This is a genomic window from Trueperaceae bacterium (assembly GCA_019454765.1).
Lineage (GTDB): Bacteria > Deinococcota > Deinococci > Deinococcales > Trueperaceae > JAAYYF01.
In genome coordinates this window covers 1-22,879 of record JACFNR010000037.1, presented here as the reverse complement: position 1 = coordinate 22,879, position 22,879 = coordinate 1, and the positions used below count along the sequence as shown (strand labels likewise).

The following is a 22,879-nucleotide window of genomic DNA, read 5'->3' as shown; positions in this document are numbered from 1 at the left end:
GCTTCAGGTGGCTCGCGGACGGCGGTATCCACCCCCCTCGAGCCCCGCAAGGCTCGCCGCGACCGCCACGAGCAGCCAGGCGAGCACGCCGACCCAGTCGCCGTACGCGAGGTACGGCGTCGAGCCGGTCCCCAACCTCGCGGTCGCGCGCAGGAGCGCGGCCTCACCGGGTTCGGTGGCGGCCGCGATCCTCCCCGCCGGGTCGATGAGGGCGCTGGGGCCGCCGTTGGAGGCGAACGCGAGCCAGAGACCGCTCTCGACCGCGCGCAGGCGCGCGACGCGTAGGTGTTGGCGTGGGACGTCGCTCCCGGCCGCGAAGGTGTCGTCCGTGAGCACGGCCAGCAGCTCCGCGCCGCCGCGCGCCGCCAGGCGAACGGTGGCCGGGAAGGCGACGTCGTAACAGATGAGCGGCGCCACGCGGATCCCGCCTCCGAGCACGACCACGGGCGCGCCGGAGCGCACCAGGCCGTCCTCGGCGATGGGGACCGTGTGCCGCTTGTCGAAGACGTGCGTGAGGGTGGTGCCGGACCAGAGGAACGCCGCGTTGGAGGCGGAGCCCGTGGCTGCGTCGCGGCCGGCGCCGCCCAGGATGGCGGGAGGGGCCCCCGCCAGCTGCCCGGCGACCGCCGCCAGCTGCGCGGCGACCGCCGCCCGTTGCGCGGCGACCGCCGCCGGCTGGGCAGGGGCCCCCGCCGGTTGCGCGGCCGCCGCCTGCGCCGCGCCCCGTGGGAGCCAGGCGGGCCAGATGGCCTCGGGCCAGACCTGTAGCTGCCGCTCGAGGCCGCCGCCGGGGGTGGCGCCCGCCGTGCTGAGGGCGACGAGGCCGGCGGCGACCTCGGCGGCCACGGCGGCGTCGAGCCTGGCGGCACCGCGAGCCGCGGGTGGCAGGTCGGGTTGGAGCACCGCCAGGAGCGCCACCGCCGGGTCGGTGGGCCCGGTAGCTTGGTCGGAGGGATCGTGGAGCGGTCCTGGCTGAGCGGCGGGCGGCGCCGGGGCCGTGCGCCAGGCGGCAGCGATGAGCGCGCCGACGATGGCCAGGCCCACGAGCGCCGGCCGAGCCCGAGCCGGGGCGAGCCTGGCGGAGGCGCCAAGGCGCGGCGCCGCCAGGGATGGGGGCGGTGCTGAGGGGTGGGTGGACGCGCCAGCAGGGCGGTCCCACAGGGCGGCGACGAGGGCCGCGATCAGGCCGTTGACCAGCAACACGGCGAGCGACACGGCCGTGACGGAGCTGAAGCGCGCGAGGTGCACCGCGGCCGTGCCGGACTGCGTGTAACCGATGGCGGAGAGGGGGAGCGCCCAGCGGCCGAGCAGCCACTCCTGCCGCACGAGCACCTCGGTGGCGCACCAGAAGATGGGAAGCGCGGCCCAGGCGGGCAGCGCACGCGACCGCCCCGAGACCCACGCCGCCGCCGCTCCAGCCGCGCCGAACGGCAGGGCGGCGACGCCGACCACCAGCGGGTAGGCCACCAGGGCGAGGCCGAGCGTGGCCTCGTACGCCACGGCGGCGAAGCCGACGGCGGCCACGTACGTGATGACGCCGGCGCGGAGGGCGGAGCGGCCAGGAGGGCGCGCCACGGCGTGGAACGCGGGCACGAGCGCCACCCACGCCAGGCCGGCGGTGCCCCACGGCCGCGTGGCGACCGCGACGAGCGTGGCGCTGACGAGCGCGGCGGTCACGCCGGGTCCTCGAGCAGGTAGACGCGGCCCGTGAAGCGGCGGGCGAAGGCCGCGAGCGACATGGCGTGGGGTCCTGCGGCCGGGTCGGAGACGAGGACGGCGCCGTTGCCGGCCGCCCACACGACCACGAGGTGGCCGAGTTGGGGCGCGCCCGACCCGGCCGCGCTGAGGTGAGCGACGAACGGACCGGGCAGCGACGCTAGCCGCCCCGCCGACGCGTGGTACCAGCCGCCTGTCAGTCCGAACGAGCGTGCCAGCCTGGCGAACTCGCCGAGGGTCAGGCCGTCAGGGCCGAGGCGAGCAGCGGCCGTCACCTGCGCCAGCGGGACCGGGGTGCCCGCCCAGGCGAGCAGGGTGGCCACCACGGCCGGGCCGCAGTCGTTGCGCTGCGCCTGGAGCACGACCTCGAGGGAGTCGAGGGGGTAGGGAGCGCCGCTCCAGGCTCGGCCGGCGCGGGCGCCGTGGAGCGCGGGGACCACGAGCGTGAGGGCGAGCGCCAGCGCCGCGACCGCACGGAGGGCGGGACGCGGCCGGCGCCGCGACGGCGCGGCGGGCGGGGCCGGTAACCGGGCCGGCGGGGCCGCCGGGCGCCGCGGCCGGCGTGGGCGCCGCGGACCGTGCCGCGCCGCGCTTCGCGCCGCCTGTTGCCTCGTTGTCTGCCGCTGCGTGCGCACGCCTCTCCCCTCCTCGCCACGAGGCTAGGGGGACGGGGGGCGGGGCGGGCGGGGGAGCTGGGCTCGTGCCTAGGTCGAGTGGGTGCTGGTGCAGCGCGCGCCCGCGAGCGGACGCGCAGGCGGTCAGCCCGGCCGCGCCAGCTCGCCGACCCGCGCCGAGGAGGGTGCGGCTCGCCCGGCCCGCGGGGCGGGGCCGAGGAGGCGCAGGCCGTTCATGACCACCAGGATGGTGCCGCCCTCGTGGCCGAGGACGCCGAGGGGCAGGGGCAGCCTCGCCACCAGCGTGGTGACCACCATGACGAGCATGATGCCGAGCGCGAAGGCGAGGTTCTGGCGGATCACGCGGTTGGCGCGGCGCGCAAGGTCGTGCGCCTCCGGCAGCCGCGCGAGGTCGTCGGAGAGGAGGGCGACGTCGGCGGCCTCGAGGGCCGCGTCGCTGCCCGCCACGCCCATCGCCACCCCAACGGAGGCCACGGCCAGCGCCGCGGCGTCGTTGACGCCGTCGCCCACGAACGCCACGCGCCCACCGCCGGCCAGCTCGCGCACCCGCGCGACCTTCTCCTCGGGCAGGAGGCCGGCGTTCACCTCGGCGGCCGCGATGCCGAGCTCATCGGCCACCGCGTGCGCCGCCTCGGGGTGGTCGCCCGTGAGCATGACGATGCGCTCGACTCCGCGCGCGCGCAGCTCGCGGATGGCTGCGCCGGCGGTGGCGCGAACCGTGTCGGCCACCGCGACGACGCCGATGACGCGCCGGGCGTCGCCCACCATGACCGTGGTGTGACCGCGCCCCTCCAGCAAGGCGAGCGTCGCCTCGACCTCGGGCGTGGTGGGCACGCCCACGTTCGCGGCCAAGCGGCGGTTGCCCGCCCAGTGGGCTGCGCCGTCGACCGTGGCGCGGATGCCCATGCCGGGCACGGCGGTGACGCCCTCCACCAGTGGCGGCGCGTCCGGGCGGCCCGCGGCCGCGACGATGGCCTGAGCCACGGCGTGCTCGGAGGAGGCCTCGATGGCGCCGGCCAGCTCGAGCACGGAAGCCGCGCTGACGCCGAACGGCACGACCTCGGCGACGCGCATGCGGCCCTGGGTGAGGGTGCCGGTCTTGTCGAACGCCATCACGTCGACGGCGCCGAACTCCTCCAGGGCGGCGCCGCCCTTGAACAGCACCCCCATGCGGGCGGCGCGGGCCAGCGCCGACAACACGGCCGCCGGCACGCTGATCACGACGGCGCACGGGCTGGCGACGACCAGGAGGGTGGCCGCCTTGTAGAAGGCCGCCTGTCGTTCCATGCCGAGGAGCAGGAACGCCGCCAGCGCGGCGCCGGTGCCCAGCAGTACCAGGACGGTGTAGCGCTCCCCGAACCAGTCGCCGAAGCGTTGGCTGGGGGAGCGGGTCGCCTGCGCCTCCGTGACTAGCTCGATCATGCGCGCGAGGGTGGAGCTGGAGGCGTCCTTGGTGACGCGCACCCGGAGGGCCCCGTGGCCGTTGACGCTGCCGGCGAACAGCGCGTCGCCGACGCCCTTGTCGACGGGCACGGCCTCGCCGGTGATGGGCGACTGGTCTAGGCTCGAGACCCCCTCGAGCACCACGCCGTCGAGGGGCACGCGCTCCCCCGGCCTGACGAGGATGACGGCGCCGGGCGCGACGGTGGCGGCCGGCACCTGGCGCGGCGCGCCGTCCACCATGAGCGTGGCGGTCTCCGGCTTCAGCTCCATGAGGGAGGCGACGGCGCGCCGCGTGTTCGAGAAGGCGTTCGCCTCGAGGGTGTTGGCGAGGCTGAAGAGGAAGAGCAGTATCGCGCCGTCGCGCGCCTCCCCCACCAGCGCGGCGGCGAGCGCCGCCAGCACCATCAGCAGGTCGATGTCGAGCTTGCGCTCCTCGACGAGGGCGCGGCCGGCGGCGATGCCGGCGGGCAGGCCGCCCGCCAGGAACGCGAGCAGCAGGCCGAGCGCGGCGACCGTCGCCGCGCCGCCCAGCGCCCCGGCGCCGCCCACGCCGCCGGGCGCCAGCAGCCTTGCCGGCCAGCCGGACGCGGCACCCAGCGCGCCGGGGGCGAGGAGGCCGATGACGATGGCGGTGGCCAGGCCGAGGGCGGTGAGGCCGGTGAAGGCGGCGGAGAGCCGCACCTGTCGCCGCTCGCGGGCGAGTTCGGCGAGGAGTCCGTCGGTCGTGAGGGTGGCGCCGCTGCTCATGTGACCAACCTACCTCGGAATCGTTCCGATTACAAGAACAGTGACGGCGGCGGCCACCACCCCGCTCATGAGCGGGGGCGTTAGGCTGCCCGGGTGCGCCGCCACGCCGTCACCGCCCTCGGCAACGCCGCCCTGACGACGCTGGTGGCTCTCGCCCTCCTCGTCCCCACCGCCTGGTTCGTGCTCTACCTCGCCTTCGCCGACCGCTGGTGGTGGCTCTTCGTGGCCAACTCCCTCGCCCCCATCTTGTACTTCCCCGTGCCGGTCGCGGTGGTCGTCGCCGCCCTCCTCGGCCGACGCCGCTTGGCGTGGGCCGGCGCCGTCCCGCTTGGCATCGTAGCCTACCTCTGGCTCGGATCGTACCTACCGGCCCGGCTCGACGGTCCCGCCACCGTCGACCCGGGCGGCACGCTCACCGCCGTCACCTACAACGTAAGGGCCGGTAACGACGACGCCCACGACATCGCGGCCGCCATACTCGCCTCGGGCGCCGAGGTCGTCGCCCTGCAAGAACTCAACGAGGCGCTTGGCGTCGAGCTGGCGGCCCTGCTCGTCGCCACCCACCCGTACGTCGACCTCGCCCCCTGCCCGCCGTGCGGCGACTGGGGCAGCCTCGGCGTGTTCTCCGCCTACCCCGTCGAGCCGGTGCCGGTGGACCTCGCCGGACCGTCGGCGCGCAACCCGCAGACCACCCTCCTCCACCATCCCCGCGGCGACGTGCTGGTGGTCAACGTGCACAACCTCTCGACCCCCCGCTTCCCCCAGATCTGGCCGGCCGAGGTGGCGCGCGCCGTCGCGTCGCGCGAGGCCGTCGCCGCCGCGCTGGTGGAGCTGGCGCGCCGCTCGGACCTGCCCGTCGTCGCCATGGGCGACTTCAACACGACCGAGCGCAGCGGCGCCTACCGCGCCCTCACGAGCGAGTTCGCCGACGCCTGGCGCAAGGCCGGCTTCGGGTTCGGGAGCACGTTCCACGGCGGCGCGCCGGAGAGCGGACCGTGGCGCCTCGCCGTGCCCGACTGGTTGCTGAGGATCGACTACGTGTTCCACTCCGCCGAGATGGCCACCATGGCCGTCAAGGTCGAGCCGTGGCGCGCCGCGTCGGACCACCGCCCCGTCAAGGCCGTGCTGGCGCTGCCCGAGTGACCAAACCGGCCGCGCCCTAGTTCACCACGCCGGCCGCCCCGGCCGAGGCCAGGTAACGCCGCGAGTCGTTCGAGCGCCACTCGGCCCCGAACTGCGTGCCCGACACCGGCCTGGCGATCAGGTACCCCTGGAGGTAGTCGCAGCCGGCCGCGGCCGCCGCCGCTGCTTGCGCGCCGCTCTCGATCCCCTCCGCGATGACCTTGGCCCCCAAGCCGTGCGCGAGCTGAACGGCGGCGCGCACCACCAGGTCGGTGCGGGCGTCGTCGTCACCCAGGTGCGCCACGAACGACCGGTCGAGCTTCACGAAGTCGATGGGGAGGCTCCGGAGCCGTCCCAGCGACGAGTAACCGGCCCCGAAGTCGTCGATGGCGACCCTCACGCCGAGGCGGCGCAGGCGCGTCAACCGTTCGGCCACCACGGCCTGGTCGAAGCTCGTCTCCGTGATCTCCAACACCAGCCGCTCCGGCGACAGGCCGGAACGCGCCAGCGCCCGCTCGACGGCGGGAACCAGGCCGGGGTGGCTGAACTGGTGCGGCGACACGTTGACGCTCACGGTCATGGTGCCCACCGCGCCGTCGTGCCAGGCGCGCGCCTGAGCGCACGCCGCCTCCAACACCCACTCCCCCAGCGTGACCATGAGACCTGCCCGCTCCGCCAACGGGATGAACTCCCCCGGCGGGATGAGCCCCAGCCGCGGATGGTGCCACCGCAACAACGCCTCGGCGCTGCGCACCGCCACGCCCACCACGTACCCCGCCGCCCGCTCCTCGGAGGTGAGCGGGTGCACCGCCGCCACCGGCTGGAAGTAGAGCTCGAGCTCGCCGTTGCCGACCGCCTCCCGCAGGTCGCTCGCCAACGCCCGCCGCTCGGCCTCGCGCGCGGCCACCGCCGCCAGGCGGTAGCTCTCGCCCGACAGCTTCGCCGCCGCGACGGCCGCCTCTGCCTGGCTGATCTGATCGGCCAGCGTGGCGGCGTCGGCCGGGAAGCGGCTGATGCCGACGGTCGACGTCACCTGCAGCCGTCCGCCCCCCGCCGCGAACGGCAAGCGGAACACCCGCTCGAGCAAGGTGGCGGTGGCGCCGGCCTGCACCTCGTCGAGCCGGCCCGCCACCAGGATGCCGAACTCGTCCGCGCCCAGCCGCGCCACTACCTGCGCGTCGTCGCCGAGCGCGTTCCTGAGCCGCAGCGCCGTCTCACGCAGCACGTCGTCGCCCACGGCCGTGCCGAAGCGCTCGTTGATGGTCTTGAAGTCGTCGATGTCGAGGAGGAAGAGCGCGAACGGCTTGACCTCCTTACCGCGCACCAGGCTCTCGTGCACGCGGTGGAAGGCGGCCCGGTTGGCGGCGCCCGTCAGCGGGTCGAGGGCGAGCATCTTCGTCGCCGTCTCCTCCGCCGCCAACACGGCCGAGCGACGCTCCAACGAGTACGTGAGGAGGTGGAGCAGCATGAGGTACGCCACCCCCACCAGCGTCAGGTCGAGGGCGGCGGACGCCTCGGCCGCCTTCACCGACAGCGGCGCCACCACGAGCACGTGCTGGGTCGTCAAGCCAACGCTCGCCAGGAGCAGCGCCAGGCTGGCCCACAGCGCCTGACGGCTGCCGAACGCCAGGAACGCCAGCACGAACAGCAGGTGCGACCAGTTCCCGAGCGCACGGATCGCCTCGGCGTGACCGACCGCGTCGCCCTGCAACGTCACGGAGAAGTACGCCAGCGCCGCGACGCTGCCGAGCGCGAAACCGACGACCTCCACCGGCCGGGCGAAGCGAGGGGAGAGCCACACGAGGAGCGCGCCGAGCAGCGCGGCGCCGGCGACGGCGAACCTGGGGGTGGCCGGGACGTCGGCCACCATGAACCAGGCCGCGGCCAGGTTGTCCACCGCGATGAGCGCGAGCACGACCCCGTAGACGACCCGCTTGTAGCGCGCGAGCCGCTGCTGGATGGTCCCCAAGGCGGTCCGCTCCGCTCCGATCACGTTGGTCTCTCCGCCGCCGTCGCGCGCCACCCCTGGACACCGCCGCGCCTGCCCGCCGCCCCCCGCGGCCTTGGACGAGCCGCCCTCTCTCGCCGCAACTGTACCCGCCCACGCTGGCAGGGGCAGTGCATTCTCCGTCAGCGCGCCAACTTGACGGGCGTCAAGGAACACGGCGGCGCCCCGGCGTACCTTCCCAGGCGAGGCCGGGCGCCCCATGGCCCGGCAGCCAGGAGGACCCTCGTGAACCACTCCGAAACCAACCCGGCGGCCGTCGCCGCCCGCGCCAAGAGCGACCTACCCGACTCCCGGAACCACGAGAGCCAAGCGGAGCGCACGGGGCGCGACCTCACACGCACCGTGCTCCGCGCCGAGGGCTTCTCGTGCCCCTCGTGCGTCGCCAAGGTGGAGAAGGGCGTGGCGCGACTGCCCGGCGTCGACACCGTCCGGGTGCACTTCGCCAGCTCGCGCGTCGAGGTCACGCACGACGCGAGCGTGACGAGCGTCGCCGACCTGGTAGGCGCCGTGGCGCGGGCAGGCTACCGCTCCAAGCCGGCCCCGTTCTGACGGTGACGGGACCGCGCGTAGGGCGCTGGGCGGTGCCCGTCGCCGCCGGCGCCCTCATCCTGGCCGCCTTCGCCGCGCCTGCGCTCGGTGCGCCCGGCGCCAAGGCGCCGCTGATGCTCGCCGCCGCCCTCGTCGCCGGCGCCGGCACCGCGCGGGCCGCCGTGCGGGCCCTGCTGGTCCGCACCGTCGGCATCGACCTCCTCGTCACGGTGGCGGCGCTCGGCGCCGTCCTGATGGGCGAGCACTGGGAGGCGGCGGCGGTCACGTTCCTGTTCGCCGTCGGGCACGCGCTCGAGGTGGCCACCCTGGACCGCACCCGCGCCGCCCTCAAGGCCCTCGTCGAGGTGGCGCCCGAGACCGCCGTCGTGCTGCGCGGAGGCGAACAGGTCGAGGTCGCCGCCGTCGCCGTCGCCCCCGGCGAGGTCGTGCTGGTCAAGAACGGCGCTCGCGTGCCCGTCGACGGCGAGGTCGTGGTCGGGGAGGGCAGCCTCGACGAGTCCGCCATCACGGGCGAATCGCTGCCCGCCTGGAAGGGCGCCGGCAGCAAGGTGTTCGCCGGCACGGTCTCCAGGGGCGGCTTCCTGCAGGTGCGCGCCGAGGGCGTCGGCGCCAACACCACCCTCGCGCGCATCATCCACCGCGTCGAGGAGGCGCAAGACGCCAAGGCCAAGGTCCAGAAGTTCATGGACCGCTTCTCGGCCTGGTACACGCCCGCCATCATCGTCCTGGCGCTCGTGACGGGCCTCCTCACCGGCAACCTCGCGCTCGCCCTCACCCTCCTCGTCATCGGCTGCCCGGGCGCCCTCGTCATCTCCATACCGGTCGCCATCGTCGCCGGGGTCGGGCGCGCCGCGCAGGCCGGCGTCTTGGTGAAGGGCGGCGAGCACCTCGAGACCGCCGCCCGCATCGACGCCGTTGCGCTCGACAAGACGGGCACCCTGACCACCGGCAGGCCGCGCCTCACCGACGTGGTTGTGCTGGCCGCCGGCGAGAGCCGCGCCGGCGTGCTCGGCTGGGCCGCCGCCGCCGAAGCGGGATCCGAACACCCCCTGGCGGCCGCCGTCATCGCCGCCGCGGTCCGCGAGGGCGTGTACGACGGCGCCCTACCGGAACGGGCGCGCAGCCTGCCCGGGAAGGGGATCGCCGCCACCGTGCGCGGCCGCCGCGTGCTGGTCGGCAACGCCGCCCTGCTGGCCGGCGAGGGCGTGGAGGCGCCGGCCGCGGCCGCCGTGGCCGCCGAGCTGGCCGCCGCGGGCCGCACCCCCATGCTGGTCGCCGTAGACGACGCCGTGATCGGCGCGGTGGCGGTCGCCGACGAACCGAGGCCCGAAGCGAGCCGGCTTGTCGCCGCGCTCCGCCGCGCCGGCGTGCGTCACGTGACGATGCTCACCGGCGACGCGCCCGCCGTGGCACAAGCAGTGGCCGCCGCGACGGGCATCGACGACGTGCGCGCCGCGCTCCTACCCGAGGAGAAGCTCGCGGCGATAGCCGAGCTCAAGGCCCGCGGTCACGTGGTGGCCATGGTCGGCGACGGCGTGAACGACGCACCGGCCCTCGCCGCCGCGGACGTGGGCGTCGCCATGGGCGCCGCCGGCTCCGCCGTGGCCGTCGAGACGGCCGACATCGCCCTGATGACCGACGACCTCCGCAAGCTGCCGCTGGCGCTCGGCCTGGCCAAGCGGACCGTGCGCGTGATGCGGCAGAACATCGCCATCGCCCTCGTCACCGTGGCGCTGCTCCTCTTGGGCGTCCTCAGGGGCGAGGTCGACATGGCCCTCGGCATGCTCGTCCACGAGGGCTCCGTGCTGCTCGTCATACTCAACGCCATGCGTCTCCTCCTGACGCCACTGGCGCCACCACGGTCATGGACCGGCGCCGCGCCCCTCCTCCGCAGGCCACCGGCCATGAACGTTCGCTGAACCCGCCGGCGCCCGCCCGCTCATGGAGCCGCCGTAGCCTGGCGGCGTAGGCCCGCGCCCCGTGCGGCGCGGGCCGCCAAGGAGGCCAACAACATGCGCACCGCGCTGAAGACCCTGATCGTCAGCCTGGCCGTCGTCGCCGGCTTCGCCGCCGCCCGCGGCCCCGACATCGTCCTCCCCGACGGGACCACCTGCAAGCCCGTCGACCCGGAGATCGGCGCGACCGTCGCCGACGGCAAGGTGAGCCACTTCTGCCAGGACGGCGTCGCCCTGGTCGGCACCACGCAACTCGTCGACGACCAGGGCCTGGTCACCCGCATCGAGTACGACCCCGCCGCGCCCGCCACCATCCTGAGCGACGCGCTCGTGGGGTTCGAGGTGCGGGGCGTGACCCTCGCCGACGGCACCACCTGCCTGAACGCCGGCAAGGGCGCCACCCTCGCCTTCCTCGGTGAACGCGTCAACTTCACCTGCGACGACGACGCGGTGATCCTCGGCTACTTCGACTGGGACGGCGCCACCCTCCTAGCGACCAAGGGCGTCGTCAAGTACTCCGAGGCCGACGGCTTCACGCTCGCCGGCCACGAACGCATGGAGGTCAGCGTGCTAGACGGCAGCGCCTACATCGTCGGCTCCGAGTGGCGCCTGGCGTCGTTCGGCCCGAACGGCACCGCCGCCCTCCCCGACCACGAGATCACCCTCGAGATCAAGGACGGCCAGGTGGCCGGCAGCGCCGGCTGCAACCGCTACTTCGCCCCGGTCACCTTCGGCGTGGCGGGCGGCGTGACGTTCGGCCCCGCCGGCGCCACCATGATGTTCTGCGAAGGCGCCATGGAGCAGGAGCAGCGCTACCTGACGGCCCTCGCGCTCGTCGACGACTACAGCATCACCCCCGACGACGAGCTCGTCCTGACTGGGGGCGGGGAGACGCTGGTCTTCAGGCGCTGACCGGACCTGCGTGCGGGGTCCTGGGGTCCCCGGGGCTCAGCTCGGCCGGTGCAGGTACCGGCCCCGGGCCGGCCCCATGATCTCGCCGTCGAGGTAGACGGTGTGGCCACGCAGGATGGTCCGCCTGACCTTGCCGGTCAGCTCCTGCCCTTCGAACGGCGTGTAGCCCTGGCCAGACTCCGAGTCGGCGGCGCGCACCACGAACGTCTCGCTGGGGTCGAGGAGCACGAGGTCCGCGTCGAGGCCCTCCGCCACGTCCCCCTTCGCGCCGAGGCCGTAACGCCTGGCCGGGTTGAGGCTGACGAGCTCCGCCATGCGGTTGGGAGACAGGCCGCGCTTGCTACCCTCGCTGTATAGCCCCGAAAGCAGGTACTCGGTTCCCCCGAAACCCGACTTGGACAACCAGATGTCGTCGGGGTGCTCTGCCGAGACCTTCATCTCCGCCTTGCAGCAGGCGTGGTCGCTGACTATCCAGTCGACGTCACCCGAGAGGACCTTCTCCCACAGGTACTCCACGTCGGCGCGCGGGCGGATGGGCGGGTTCACCTTGGCGTAAGGGCCGGCAGGGCTGTCGACGTCCAGCAGCAGGTGGCCGATCGTCACCTCCTTCTTGAAGGAGATGTGCGGGAAGAGCCCCTCCATCATGAGGGCGGCCTCGAGCGCCTTGCGGCCGCTGAGGTGCAGCAGGTTGACGTTGGCGAGCGCCGTCTCGTACGCGAGGTAGGAGGCGATGAACACGGCCAACCCCTCCGAGTGCGGGGGCCTCGCCGCGTTGTAGGCGTGGAGCCCCCTGAGCTTGCCGTCGCGCTCGACCATGGCGGTGTAGGCGTTGAGGATGTCGGCGATCTCGCAGTGCAGGCTCAGCGAGATATGTTCGCCTCGCGCGGGGTCGTCGGCGATCATCTGCGAGAGCTTGCGCATGATGAACTCGAAGTGCGCGAAGTCGTAGCTCTCGCCCTCCTCCAAGTGGAGGAAGTTGCGTTGCCTGGCCGATCGTCCGTGCAGGCCGTGACCACCGTAGAACATGAAGATCTTGAAGGACGACACCCCGAACTTGTCCAGCAGCAAGGGCATCTCGTCGATGTGGCGCTTGTTGATGGGCGCTAGGTGGTAGCCGTAGTCCACCCAGTACCGCCCCGCCGATCGTTCCAGCACCTCCGGGTAGAACTCCTCGTACGGGCCACCCTTGTTGAGGTAGTAGTCGCCCGTCCTGAAGTAGGTGAGCGCGCTGGTGACGCCGCCCATGGCGGCGGCCTTGCTCTCCGTGACGGCGTCGTCCTGCAGCGGGGAGTAGATGCCCACGTGCATGTGGCCGTCGACCAGGCCGGGGAACGCCAGCAACCCACCACCGTCGACGACCTCTCTCGCCTGGCTCGCGTCGAGGCCGGGGGCGATCCGGGCGAACTTGCCGCCGGTGATGGCCACGTCCGTCATGGGGGTGCCGTCCTGGAGGGGCCTGACCAGGCGGACGTTCTTGACGATCAGGTCGTATGGCGGGGTCGTGTTCATCTCTACCTCCGTGGTGCGGGTCAGGCGCCCGCGTTCGGCGCCGCGACGCCCGCGGCAATCACTACGCCCGCCTCGGCGAGCTCCGTCACGTGTTCGTCCGTGAACCCCGCGCCGACCAGCACCTCGCGGGTGTGTTCGCCCAACCCGGGCGGGTCGAGGCGCTTGCCCCAACGTTCGCCGCCCATGACGAGCGGCAGGGCGGGTAGGCGGCCCGTCGCCCCGTTCGGGAACCGCGTCTCGAGCAGGCTCCCGCCCGCCGACAGTTGCGGGTCGTCGAACAGGTCCTCGGGGCGCGCTACCGGGGAGAACGGCAGGCCCGCCCGCTCGCACCGTTCGGTGGCCTCCGCCAACGTGAGGCCCCCGATGCGCTCCCGCAGGCGTGGCAGCAGCCAGTCGCGCTCACGGATGCGGTCGTTGTTGGTCTTTAGGCGCGGGTCCGCCGCGAGTTCCGGCAACGCGAAGGCCTCGCAGAACCGCGGCCACTGCCTGTCCGACGTGACGCCGATGAAGACGAGCTGGTCGTCGGCGGTCCTGAACTGGTGGTACACGGCCCAGGCGCTGACCCGCTCAGGCATTGGTGGGATCTCCTCGCCCGAAGCTACGGAGTAGGCGAGGTGGTGGCCCATGACGAACGCCGCCGTCTCGAACAGCGCTGACTCCACGACCTGGCCTCGGCCGGTGGCGTCGCGCTCACGCAGCGCCAAGACGATGCCGAGCGCCCCGTAGACGCCTGTCATCTCGTCGATGACGGACGCGCCGGCCCGCAGCGGCGTGCCGCGCGGCCCCGTCATGTACGCCAGGCCGGACATCATCTGCACGACCTCGTCGAGCGCGGTGCGCTGCTCGTAAGGCCCGGGGAGGAAACCCTTCAGGGTGCAGTACACGAGGCGCGGGTAGCGCTCCGTGATCGACGGCCCCAAGCCCAGGCGATCCATGGTTCCGGGCGCGAAGTTCTCGACGAGCACGTCCGCGCCTTCCAGCAGACGCTCGACGGCGGCGAGCCCACGTGGATCCTTCACGTCGATGACCACGCTCTTCTTGTTGCGGTTGAAGTACGGGTAGTAGCCCATGCCGAAGCCCCGTAGGTAACGGGTGGGGTCGCCGCGCGGCGTCGGTTCGACACGCACGACCTCGGCTCCCATGTCGGCGAGTAGCATGCCCGCGGTGGGCCCCAGCACCGCCTGGGTGAACTCCAGCACGCGCACGCCGGCCAATGGAGCGGCCGAACTCACACCTTCACCGAGTAGTCGCCGCCCGCCTTCAGGTACGCCTGCAACCCGCCGGCCGCGAGGATCTGTGCCATGACGGCCGGCATGCGTGTGGCCGAGAACGTCCTACCGGTGGTCAGGTCGGTGACCGTGCCCTCGCGGACGTCGACGTGGATCCGGGTCAGGTCGGCCACGTCGAGGTCCGGCACCTCCACGACCGGGAGGCCAACGTTGATGGCGTTCCTGAAGAAGATGCGGGCGAACGAGCGCGCGATGACGCACGAGATGCCCGCCGCCTTTATCGCGATGGGCGCTTGCTCCCGGCTCGAACCGCAACCGAAGTTGTCGCCGGCGGCGAGGACGTCGCCCGGACCGACCCGCGCCACGAGTCCGGGGTCGTAATCCTCGAGGAGGTGGCTGGCCAACTCGCCGGTGTCGAGGGTCTTGGTGTACTTGCCGGGGATTATGCGGTCGGTATCGACGTTGTCCCCCACTACGTGCGCCCGCCCCTCGAACGTGTGAACGAACTCGCTCACGCTCCTGCTCCCTCCACTGCGGCCGCGAAGTAGGGCGCCGGGTCCGTCAGCACGCCCGTCAGGGCCGCGGCCGCCACGACGGCGGGCGAGCCCAGGTACACGTTCGACTTGGCGTTCCCCATCCGACCGCGGAAGTTCCGGTTGGTGGTGGAGATGACGTTCTCGCCGTCGCCGGGAACGCCTTGGTGGGTGCCAACGCAGGGCCCGCAGCCCGACGTGATGAAGCTGGCGCCAGCCTCGCTTAGGGCCTGGATGGTTCCGTCGGCCAGCCCCTCGTTGAAGATGCGCTTGGAGGCGGTCGTGACGATGAGGCGGACCCCTGGGGCGACGCGCTTGCCGCGTAGGACCCGCGCGGCGGCCTGCAGGTCCTCGAGCCGCGAGTTGGTGCAGGAGCCGATGAACGCCATCTGAACCGGCACGCCCGCCACCTCGCGCACGTCCTTGACTGCGTCGGGCGAGTCCGGCACCGCCACCTGGGCGCCCAGGTCGGAGATGTCGAGGTCGACTCGCGCCCGGTACGTGGCGCCCGCGTCGGGCAGATGATCGTGGAACTCTCGTCCGGAAAGGGCCTCCGGCAGGGTGAGGCCGCGGGTGTCGACCAACGCGGTCTTGGCGCCCATCTCAGCGACCATGTTGGCGAGGACCATGCGGCCGGCAAGGCTGAGTTTCCGGACGGCCGGACCGCCGAACTCGACTGCCTCGTAGGTGGCGCCGGCGATGCCGAGCTTGCCGACCAGGTGCAAGATGACGTCCTTGGGGAACGTGCCCGGCCGGAAGCTGCCCATGAGCTCCACCCGTACCGAGCGAGGCACCTTGAACCAGATCTTGCCGGTATGCATCACCGCCGCTAGGTCAGTGGAGCCGACGCCCACGGCGAACGCTCCGAGCGCACCGATGGTGGGTGTGTGCGAGTCGGCGCCTACGAACACCTCGCCAGGTCCGGCGTGGCCGTTCTCGACCATCAGTTGATGACATATGCCCTCGCCCACCTCGTAGAGCTTCACGCCTTGCGCGGCGGCGAACTCCCTCATCAACGAATGCAGGCCGCTGATGCGCTCGTTGGGCGCCGGGGCCGCGTGGTCGAGGACGAGCGCGAGCCGAGCTGGATCCCACACGCTCTTGCCGCCCATTCCCTCGAACGCCTTGATGGCGAACGGCGCGGTCGCGTCGGTGCCCATGGCGCCGTCGACGTCGACCACCACGATGTCGCCGGCGCGTACAGCCTCGCCGGCCTTGCGGGAGAGGATCTTCTCAGCGGCCGTCTGTGCCACGTTGCTCCTCCTCGTCAGGCTCGATCGCCCCTTCCTTCACAAGCTGATACAGGCGGCTGGGCATGCTGGCGGCCGACCAGCCTTCTGCCAAGCGCGTGGCCCGGGCGACGCCCAGCAGGTCGACGCCGGTGTTCAGGCCCAGCGAGTCGAACAGGAAGACGACGTCTTCCGTCCCCAGGTTCCCGGCCGCCCCAGTGATGAACGGGCAGCCACCCAGGCCGCCGAAAGCGGTGTCGAAACTCGCGATGCCCAAGCGCAGGGCCGTCACCAGGTTCGCCATGCCGAGCCCACGCGTGTCGTGGAGGTGGAGCGTGATGGCGACCGGCGCCACCCGCTCCTGGACGGCGGCGACGACGGTGGCCAGGCGCAGTGGGTCGGCGAGTCCGGCGGAGTCGGCCAGGGCGAGCTCGGTCGCGCCGGCGGCGATCAGGGTCTCGCTGAGGCGCAAGACGCGCTCGAGCGGCACCTCATCGCCGGGGGCGGAACCGAACACGCACTGGACGCCCGCCCTCACCTCCAGCCCGAGACCTATGGCCGTCCCGACCGCGGCGCGGATGTGCCCTTCGGCCTCCTCCACGCTCATGCCGGCGTTCCTACGCGAGTGAGGTTCTGAGGCGGACAGGGAAAGGTCGACGTGTCGCAACCCGGCCGCCGCCAGGCGCTCTACGCCGCGGCGGTTCAGGGCGAGGCCACTCAAGCGCACCTCCGGCCGTCCTTCCAGGAGCGGTGCCAGACGCTTGGACAGTTCGTCGGCGTCCGCCATCTGCGGCACGCGGACGGGGTTCACGAACGAGGCGACCTGCAGGCTCGTCACCCCTGCCGCCAGCAGCGCGTCTATCAAGGCCAGCTTCTGTTCGGTGGGCAGCACCGCCGGCAGGCTCTGCAGCCCATCGCGCAGACCGACCTCGACGAGGCGCACCGCCCGAGGCAAGGGCCGGTCGGGTGGGAAGGTCCTCACCACCGTGGTCGTGGCCCCGAGGACGGTGGCCTGCCCGTTCATCCGTGATCGAACTCCAGGCTGTACTCGAACTTGTCGCCCCGGTAGACCGCGTCGAAGTACTCGACCGCCCTACCGTGCACGTCGCGGACCACGCGCTTGACGCGCAGGGCGGGCTGGCCTACCTGCGCTCCGAGCAACTCGGCGCCGTGAGCTCCTAGCGCCACCGCCTCGATGCTCCTGTGACTGGTCGAAAGCGAGAGCCCCAGTCGGCCGCCCAGGTAGTCGAGCGAGGACGCTCCGTATAGGAGGTCCTCGTCCGCGAGAGCCGTTGGCAGCGCCTCGACGAGGCCGAGTGGCAGGCTCACCGTCTGCAGGCCGATGGTGTCCTGGCCGGCGGTGCGAGCCCGCTCGAAGCGGAGGACGAGCTGGCCGTCCGTGAGGCCCAGGGCGATGGCCGCCTCCGCGTCGGGCGTGGTGACCTCGCGCGAGATAAGGCGCGTGCCCGACGGGATCCCATGCTCCTTGAGGTAGCCCGACAGCCCGTGCGAGCGCGCCTTCTCGGGCTGTGGGTTGTGCCGCGCCTTGTGAGGCAAGGCGAAGGTGCCCCTCCCCTGCTCCCGCACCACCACGCCCTCCTGCACCAACTCGGAGATGGCCTGGCGCACCACCGAACGCGACACCCGGTAGCGCTCCTGCAGCTCCTTCTCGGTGGGGAGCGGTAACGGCCGGAGCGGGTCGCCGTGCGCGAGTGCCTGCTCCCTGATCTGGTCGCGCAGTATGGCCTTCAGTTGGTGGTAGTAGGGAAGCGGGCTCTCGCGATCGAGATGGGGCATCACTCGCCACTCCGGTCGCCCGGGCCGGTGCGCGCGGTAGCGGCCTCGGCGATCCGCTTGGCGGCACGGCGCCGCAAGACAAGATTCATACGGACATTATGTTGTCGTGTTGACAGCCTGTCAAACCTGACGCTAGAGTGGCCGAGAAAAAGCAGACAGGTATGCGCGGCCCCCGGCGCTGGGCGCCGCCACGACAAGGAGGAGGCCCATCGTGCTCATCGGTGAACCATCCGCGAGGCGGGGGAGACTGGCCATCGGTGCCACCGCCGTACTACTGCTCAACCTCCTCATGCTGGGGTTGGCGCAGACCGTCGTGACAATAGGCTTCTCGCTGCCCCTCACCGGGGGCGCCGCGAAGGAAGGGACGGAGGCCAAGGTCGGCGCCGAGCTGGCCGCGCAGGTCATCAACGACGCCGGCGGCTTCCAGGTCGGGGATCAGACGGTGACCTTCAAGCTGGTGTTCGAAGACGACCTGTGCTCCCCGCAGGGCGCCATCGACGCTGCCAACCGCCTTGCGGTGGCGGGTGCCGCTTACGTGGGCGGCTCCTTCTGTAGTTCTGCCGCCCTCGCCGAGATGCCCGTGCTCGCGGCCCTCGAGATCCCACAGATCGCGTACGCGTACGCGGACGAACTCACCGGCTCCGCTCGGCGTGATGCAGGCGCCGACCTGGCCGTCAGACTCGGCGTGCAGGCCGCGAACGAGATGGTGCCGCTCGCCAAGTACGCCGTGCTCGAGAACGGCCACAAGACGTTCTTCGCCATGGCGCAGAACACCGACTTCGGGCGCAGCATGATGAAGCACTTCAGGGCCACCGTGGAGGCGTTGGGCGGCAGCTACGTGGCCGAACCAGAGTACTTCGCTTACGCCGCACCGGACTACCGCACCATCCTCACCAAGGCCAAGAACTCCGGCGCAGACGCCATCGTCGCCATCGGCCTGGCGCAGGAGATGATCGGCATCCTGCTGCAGAGCAAGGAGCTCGGGGTCACCCAGACCATCTACGGCTCCGACCTCGTGTCCGACGTTAGCGTCACGGGCGCCGTCGGCGACGCCGTGGTCGGGACCTACTTCCCCTGGTACGACGACCCCGGCACCGCAGCGCGCACCTTCGACCGCACCGAGATCGAACCCGGCGTGAAGGCCATGCTCGAGGCCGGAGAACGGATCCTCGGCGTGACGCCCGGCCGCAACCACGGGCTCGGCTGGGGGACCATCCTGCTCATCAAGCAGGCGATGGAGCGCGCCGGTAGCGTGGAGCCGAAGTCGGTCATGGCCGAGGTCCTCTCCGGCGACGACTTCGAGCTCTCCTACGGCAACTACCACTTCCTGCAGTGCGGTCAGCCCGTGTTGGGCGCCGGCGTCGCCACCTTCGACGAGAACGGCCTGCTGCTGGTGGCGGACCGCGACTACGCGTTCGTGGAACCCGCTCTCCTGACGGAAGCGGACCTCTGCCAGTAACGGCAACCTGAGGTTCACAGGCGCCGCCCGACGGACCCAGCGTCCAGGGCGGCGCCACTGCTAACGCGATGTTGGAGGAGGACGCCCCGTGACCACCAATACCGGCACCGCCCCCACCCCAAGCGAATGGTTGGCCGCGAACCCGACGGCGCCGGCGGAACAGGCGGTGGCCGTCGCGTTCCTGAACGACATGGAGCGGCGGGATCTTGCGGCCGCGGAACGAGCCTTGACGGCAGGCTTCGTGATGGTGTTCCCCGGCCCGGCGCGCTACTCGCGGCTCGACGAGCTCGTGGCAGGCAGCCGTGGTCGCTACAAGCGCGTCGCCAAGCGGATCGAAGCGGTCGAGGGGTTCGCCGTGGGCAGCACTCACGTGGTGTGGGTCCGCGGTACCCTGTACGGCGAGAACTCATTTGGGGTCCCGTTCGCCGACGTCCGTTTCGTCGACCGCTTCGAGATCGTCCACGGCCTGCTGACCAGGCAGGACGTGTGGAACGACCTAGCCGAGAGCGGCGTGCTGGCAGTGCGCTCATGACGCGGAAGGACTGATCGGCGGGTGGACATGGCGCTGCAGTTGGCGTTGAACGCGCTTCACTCCAGCAGCCTCTACGCGTTGGTGGCGCTGGGCCTCACGCTCGTGCTTGGGGTGCTCGACATCGCCGACTTCGCCCAGGGCGCCATCTACATGCTGGGTGCCTACACGGCGTACTTCGCGACCAGCCTGCTCGGACTGTCTTTCTTCGTCGCGTTGCCGCTCGCCATGCTCATCGGTGCCCTGTTGGCCGCGACCAACTACCTCGTCGTGTACCGACCACTACGACGCTTCAGCGGCGCCACGACGTTCATCGCCGCGCTCGGCCTCCTCCTGATCCTGCAGAACCTTGCGCTGCAAGCGTTCGGAGCCGACTTCAGGCTCGTCAAGGCGCCGTTCGCCGACGTGCGCGTCGGCTTCTTGGGCGCCACGTGGACCGGCTACCAGGTCGTCATCGCGGCGGCGGTGGCCGTTCTCGTCGTGGGCGCTTGGGCGTTCCTCAAGTTCACCCCGGTCGGCATGGCGTTGCGGGCCGTCTCGCAGAACAGACGTGGCGCCCTGGTGGTCGGGCTCGATCCGTTCCGGGTGGAGGTAGTCGCCTTCCTGCTCGCCGGTGCACTCGCGGGTGCGGCGGGCACGCTGGCCTCCGGCGTCAACGCCTTCGACCCGAGCATTGCCGCCATCGTGGTGATCAAGGCGTTCGCCATCGTGATCTTCGGCGGGATGGGGAGCGTGCCAGGGGCCATCGTCGGGGCGCTCATCGTCGGCCTCGCCGAGAACCTAACCGCCGGCCTCGTGAACACCCAGTACGCAGAGCTGACCGCGTTCGTCCTCATGGTTCTCGTGCTACTGGTGCGTCCCAGGGGCCTCTTCGGTCCCCCCGAGGCGAAGCTGTGAGGGTCGCCTCCAGGGCCGAGGGGCGCGTCGAGGCGAGCGCGGCGCCTGCCACCCACCGCACCCAAGCGGTGCTCGGTTGGGTGCTTGGGCTGGGCGCCGCTGCGTTGGCGCTGGCGGCGCCGCACATCTTCACGGGAATCGCAGCCAGGCACCTACTGGTGCTCATCGCCATCAACATCGTGCTGGTCGCTAGCCTCGACCTGCTCATCGGCGGCGCTGGGCTCCTGTCGCTGGGTCACGCGGCCTTCATGGGCATAGGGGCCTACGCCTCCGCCCTCGTGGTCAAGTCGGGCCAGCCGTTTCCCGTCGGCCTGTTGGCGGCGGTGCTCGCGGCGGCCCTGGCCGGGCTGATCATCGGGTTGCCGGCGCTTCGCCTCAAAGGCCACTACTTCTCGGTGGTCACCTTCATCGTCGGGATAATCGTCACGATCCTCATGACGAACATGGTCGACCTGACGAGAGGGCCGATGGGCCTCACCGGCATCCCCTTCGTCAAGTTGGAGGTGTTCGGACTCGAGCACACCTTCAAGACGATCGTGTTCAAGGTGGGCTACTACTACTTCGTGCTCGCCTTCGCCGCACTCGTGCTCCTACTGCGTTGGCGCGTCGGGCGCTCGCGCTTCGGCAGGGCCCTCACCGCCATCAAGGGAGACGAGAACCTGGCGGAGAGCGTCGGGATAGCCACCTACCGCGTGAAGGTAACGGCGTTCGCGGTCGCGGCGGCCGTGGCCGGAGTCGCCGGTTCGCTGTACGCCCACTACGCCGCGTTCATCAGCCCCGACTCCTTCACGTTCGTGCACTCGTTCGACCTGTTCGTGATGAACCTTCTGGGCGGTGCCGGCACGGTCCTCGGCCCGATCGTCGGACCCGTGTTCCTGACGGCGTTGACGGCCGGCCTCAAAGGCCTCTCGCCGGCGCTGGCGCAGGTCATGCACGGCGTGGTGCTGATCGTGGTCATCGTGGTGCTGCCCACGGGCATCGCCGGCGGCCTGAAACGCCTCGTCGCCGCCTTGGAAGACCGCCGGCGATGAGGCGCGAGGTCCTCCGCGTCGACGACCTCACGCGCCACTTCGGGGGCTTCGCCGCCGTCTCCGACCTGAGCTTCCACGTGGCGGAGGGCGAGGTCGTCGGCCTCGTCGGACCCAACGGGGCGGGGAAGACGACGACCTTCAACGTCGTCACGGGGTTCCTCAGACCCTCCCGCGGGCGGGTACGGTTGTTCGGAGACGACGTCACGGGTCTACCGCCTCACCGCCTGGCGCGGCGCGGGATGGTGCGCACGTTCCAGCACACCCGCGTGTTCAGTGACCTGAGCGTGGGCGAGAACATCGGTGTGGCCAGCCACCTTGCCGAACGTGGCGGACCTTGGCGGGCGGTGTTCGGCGTCGGCGCCGCCGAACGGCGGCGTTTCAACGAGAGAACCGAGGAGATCCTGGATCGGGCGGGCATCGGTAGCCTGCGGTCCAACCGCGCCGGTAGCCTCGCGTACGGCGAGCAACGTGTCCTCGAGATCGCGCTTGCGCTCGCCGCCGACCCGAGTCTGTTGCTGCTCGACGAGCCGTTCGCGGGCATGAACGAGACGGAGTCGACGGCCACGATGGAGCTCATCCACCGCATCCGGGAAGGGGGCGTGTCGGTGCTCGTCATCGACCACCACATGCAGACCATGGCGCGCGGCTGTGACCGACTGGTCGTGATGGATCACGGCCTGAAGCTAGCCGAGGGTCGGCCCGGTGACGTGGTCACCCAACCCGCCGTCGTGGAGGCCTACCTGGGTGCGGGCGCCGACCTCGAAGCCCCGGTCACCGCCCCGCAGAGTGATGACGTCCTCATCGTTCGGGACCTCGACGTCCGTTACGGTCGCGTGCGAGCACTGGAGGGCGCGGGCCTCACGGTTCGGCGCGGCGAGATCGTGGCGCTGGTCGGCGCGAACGGCGCGGGGAAGACGACGCTGCTACGGGCCGTGTCCGGCCTCGTGACCACGGCTGGTGGTTCGATCTTCCTCCTGGGCCGCGACCTGACCGGGGTCAACCCGGTGGCGCGAGTACGCTTGGGCCTGGCACATTGCCCTGAAGGGCGCGAGGTGTTCCCGCGCATGAGCGTGCTCGAGAACCTGCGGATCGGAGCCATGACCACGGACCCGGCGGCCGCCAACGCAGGGCTCGAACACGTCTTCGACATCTTCCCGCGTCTGCGCGAGCGCTCGTCGCAGACCGCCGGCAGCCTGTCGGGTGGCGAACAGCAGATGCTGGCGATCGGCCGCGCGCTCATGAGCAGGCCAAAGCTGCTCCTCCTTGACGAGCCGACCCTCGGCCTCTCCCCGCTGCTGGCTCGCGAGGTGGGTGAGACGCTGCTGCGCCTGAACGCCGAGGGCCTGAGCGTGCTCCTGGTGGAGCAGAACGCCGTGCTAGCGTTGGCCATCGCTCACAGGGCGTACGTGCTCGAGAACGGTCGCGTGGCCATGGCGGGACCGGCGGCCGAGCTCAGGAACGACGAGGCCGTGAAGCGCGTGTACCTCGGGGCCTGAGCCGGGTCGGGCGCGCGGCCCGACTGCCCTCCCGTGGCATGATGTTCCCGACATGAGGCCCGACCGCCACGGCATCACCGCGC

19 protein-coding genes are annotated in these 22,879 nt (G+C 71.9%); 9 read left to right on the top strand and 10 right to left on the bottom strand.

What is annotated here, in order from left to right; genetic code table 11:
- Window positions 1-3: 3 nt before the first annotated feature.
- The 3 genes from H3C53_10140 to H3C53_10130 all read right to left on the bottom strand — a co-directional run bounded on the left by H3C53_10140 (window position 4) and on the right by H3C53_10130 (window position 4,541).
- Entirely contained in the window at window positions 4-1,677 is a 1,674-nt protein-coding gene (locus H3C53_10140; protein ID MBW7917025.1) for a hypothetical protein, read from the bottom strand.
- On the bottom strand, window positions 1,674-2,156 hold the full coding sequence (locus H3C53_10135) for a hypothetical protein (protein ID MBW7917024.1): 483 nt from the start codon (window positions 2,154-2,156) through the stop codon (window positions 1,674-1,676). The genes H3C53_10140 and H3C53_10135 overlap by 4 nt, the downstream gene beginning before the upstream one ends.
- 318 nt (window positions 2,157-2,474) lie before the next feature.
- Window positions 2,475-4,541 (bottom strand): heavy metal translocating P-type ATPase, encoded by a 2,067-nt coding sequence (locus tag H3C53_10130; protein MBW7917023.1) that lies wholly within the window; start codon window positions 4,539-4,541, stop codon window positions 2,475-2,477.
- Between the two features lie 93 nt (window positions 4,542-4,634).
- Between H3C53_10130 and H3C53_10125 the strand changes: the two genes are divergently transcribed.
- On the top strand, window positions 4,635-5,684 hold the full coding sequence (locus tag H3C53_10125; GenBank protein MBW7917022.1) for an endonuclease/exonuclease/phosphatase family protein: 1,050 nt from the start codon (window positions 4,635-4,637) through the stop codon (window positions 5,682-5,684).
- Window positions 5,685-5,700: 16 nt separating this feature from the next.
- Here the strand turns inward: H3C53_10125 and H3C53_10120 are convergent, their stop codons facing one another.
- Entirely contained in the window at window positions 5,701-7,656 is a 1,956-nt protein-coding gene (locus H3C53_10120; protein MBW7917021.1) for a bifunctional diguanylate cyclase/phosphodiesterase, read from the bottom strand.
- 240 nt (window positions 7,657-7,896) lie between these two features.
- On the opposite strand from H3C53_10120, the gene H3C53_10115 reads away from it, so the two are divergent.
- From H3C53_10115 to H3C53_10105, 3 genes are all read left to right on the top strand, one after another.
- The gene (locus tag H3C53_10115) at window positions 7,897-8,220 is read left to right on the top strand and encodes a heavy-metal-associated domain-containing protein (protein MBW7917020.1); all 324 of its coding nucleotides are present in this window, start codon (window positions 7,897-7,899) and stop codon (window positions 8,218-8,220) included.
- Window positions 8,217-10,139, top strand: a complete 1,923-nt coding sequence (locus H3C53_10110) for a cation-translocating P-type ATPase (protein MBW7917019.1) — start codon at window positions 8,217-8,219, stop codon at window positions 10,137-10,139. The genes H3C53_10115 and H3C53_10110 overlap by 4 nt, the downstream gene beginning before the upstream one ends.
- 93 nt (window positions 10,140-10,232) lie before the next feature.
- Window positions 10,233-11,087 (top strand): META domain-containing protein, encoded by an 855-nt coding sequence (locus H3C53_10105; GenBank protein ID MBW7917018.1) that lies wholly within the window; start codon window positions 10,233-10,235, stop codon window positions 11,085-11,087.
- Between the two features lie 36 nt (window positions 11,088-11,123).
- Here H3C53_10105 and H3C53_10100 read toward each other — a convergent pair whose 3' ends face one another.
- From H3C53_10100 to H3C53_10075, 6 genes are read right to left on the bottom strand one after another with little or no spacing between them, the layout of a single operon-like run.
- Entirely contained in the window at window positions 11,124-12,596 is a 1,473-nt protein-coding gene (locus H3C53_10100) for a dihydroorotase family protein (GenBank protein ID MBW7917017.1), read from the bottom strand.
- 20 nt (window positions 12,597-12,616) lie between these two features.
- A complete protein-coding gene (locus H3C53_10095; GenBank protein MBW7917016.1) occupies window positions 12,617-13,828 on the bottom strand; it encodes a CoA transferase in 1,212 nt (403 codons plus the stop codon).
- Window positions 13,825-14,340, bottom strand: coding sequence for a 3-isopropylmalate dehydratase small subunit (locus H3C53_10090; protein ID MBW7917015.1), 516 nt, complete (start codon window positions 14,338-14,340; stop codon window positions 13,825-13,827). The genes H3C53_10095 and H3C53_10090 overlap by 4 nt, the downstream gene beginning before the upstream one ends.
- Window positions 14,337-15,611 (bottom strand): 3-isopropylmalate dehydratase large subunit, encoded by a 1,275-nt coding sequence (locus H3C53_10085; protein ID MBW7917014.1) that lies wholly within the window; start codon window positions 15,609-15,611, stop codon window positions 14,337-14,339. Before H3C53_10085 ends, H3C53_10090 begins: the two co-directional genes overlap by 4 nt.
- Complete coding sequence (locus H3C53_10080) at window positions 15,592-16,611, bottom strand: hydroxymethylglutaryl-CoA lyase (GenBank protein MBW7917013.1); 1,020 nt, start codon at window positions 16,609-16,611, stop codon at window positions 15,592-15,594. The genes H3C53_10085 and H3C53_10080 overlap by 20 nt, the downstream gene beginning before the upstream one ends.
- Window positions 16,608-17,384, bottom strand: a complete 777-nt coding sequence (locus H3C53_10075; protein ID MBW7917012.1) for a GntR family transcriptional regulator — start codon at window positions 17,382-17,384, stop codon at window positions 16,608-16,610. The genes H3C53_10080 and H3C53_10075 overlap by 4 nt, the downstream gene beginning before the upstream one ends.
- A gap of 211 nt (window positions 17,385-17,595) precedes the next feature.
- On the opposite strand from H3C53_10075, the gene H3C53_10070 reads away from it, so the two are divergent.
- The 5 genes from H3C53_10070 (at window position 17,596) to H3C53_10050 (ending at window position 22,796) form a co-directional block, all read left to right on the top strand.
- Window positions 17,596-18,843 carry an ABC transporter substrate-binding protein gene (locus H3C53_10070; GenBank protein MBW7917011.1) on the top strand — a complete coding sequence of 416 codons (1,248 nt, stop codon included), beginning with the start codon at window positions 17,596-17,598 and terminating at the stop codon, window positions 18,841-18,843.
- 88 nt (window positions 18,844-18,931) lie between these two features.
- Window positions 18,932-19,375 (top strand): nuclear transport factor 2 family protein, encoded by a 444-nt coding sequence (locus H3C53_10065; protein MBW7917010.1) that lies wholly within the window; start codon window positions 18,932-18,934, stop codon window positions 19,373-19,375.
- Window positions 19,376-19,402: 27 nt separating this feature from the next.
- Window positions 19,403-20,269 carry a branched-chain amino acid ABC transporter permease gene (locus tag H3C53_10060; GenBank protein MBW7917009.1) on the top strand — a complete coding sequence of 289 codons (867 nt, stop codon included), beginning with the start codon at window positions 19,403-19,405 and terminating at the stop codon, window positions 20,267-20,269.
- On the top strand, window positions 20,266-21,300 hold the full coding sequence (locus tag H3C53_10055; protein ID MBW7917008.1) for a branched-chain amino acid ABC transporter permease: 1,035 nt from the start codon (window positions 20,266-20,268) through the stop codon (window positions 21,298-21,300). The genes H3C53_10060 and H3C53_10055 overlap by 4 nt, the downstream gene beginning before the upstream one ends.
- Entirely contained in the window at window positions 21,297-22,796 is a 1,500-nt protein-coding gene (locus tag H3C53_10050) for an ATP-binding cassette domain-containing protein (protein ID MBW7917007.1), read from the top strand. The genes H3C53_10055 and H3C53_10050 overlap by 4 nt, the downstream gene beginning before the upstream one ends.
- The last annotated feature ends 83 nt before the right edge of the window (window positions 22,797-22,879 follow it).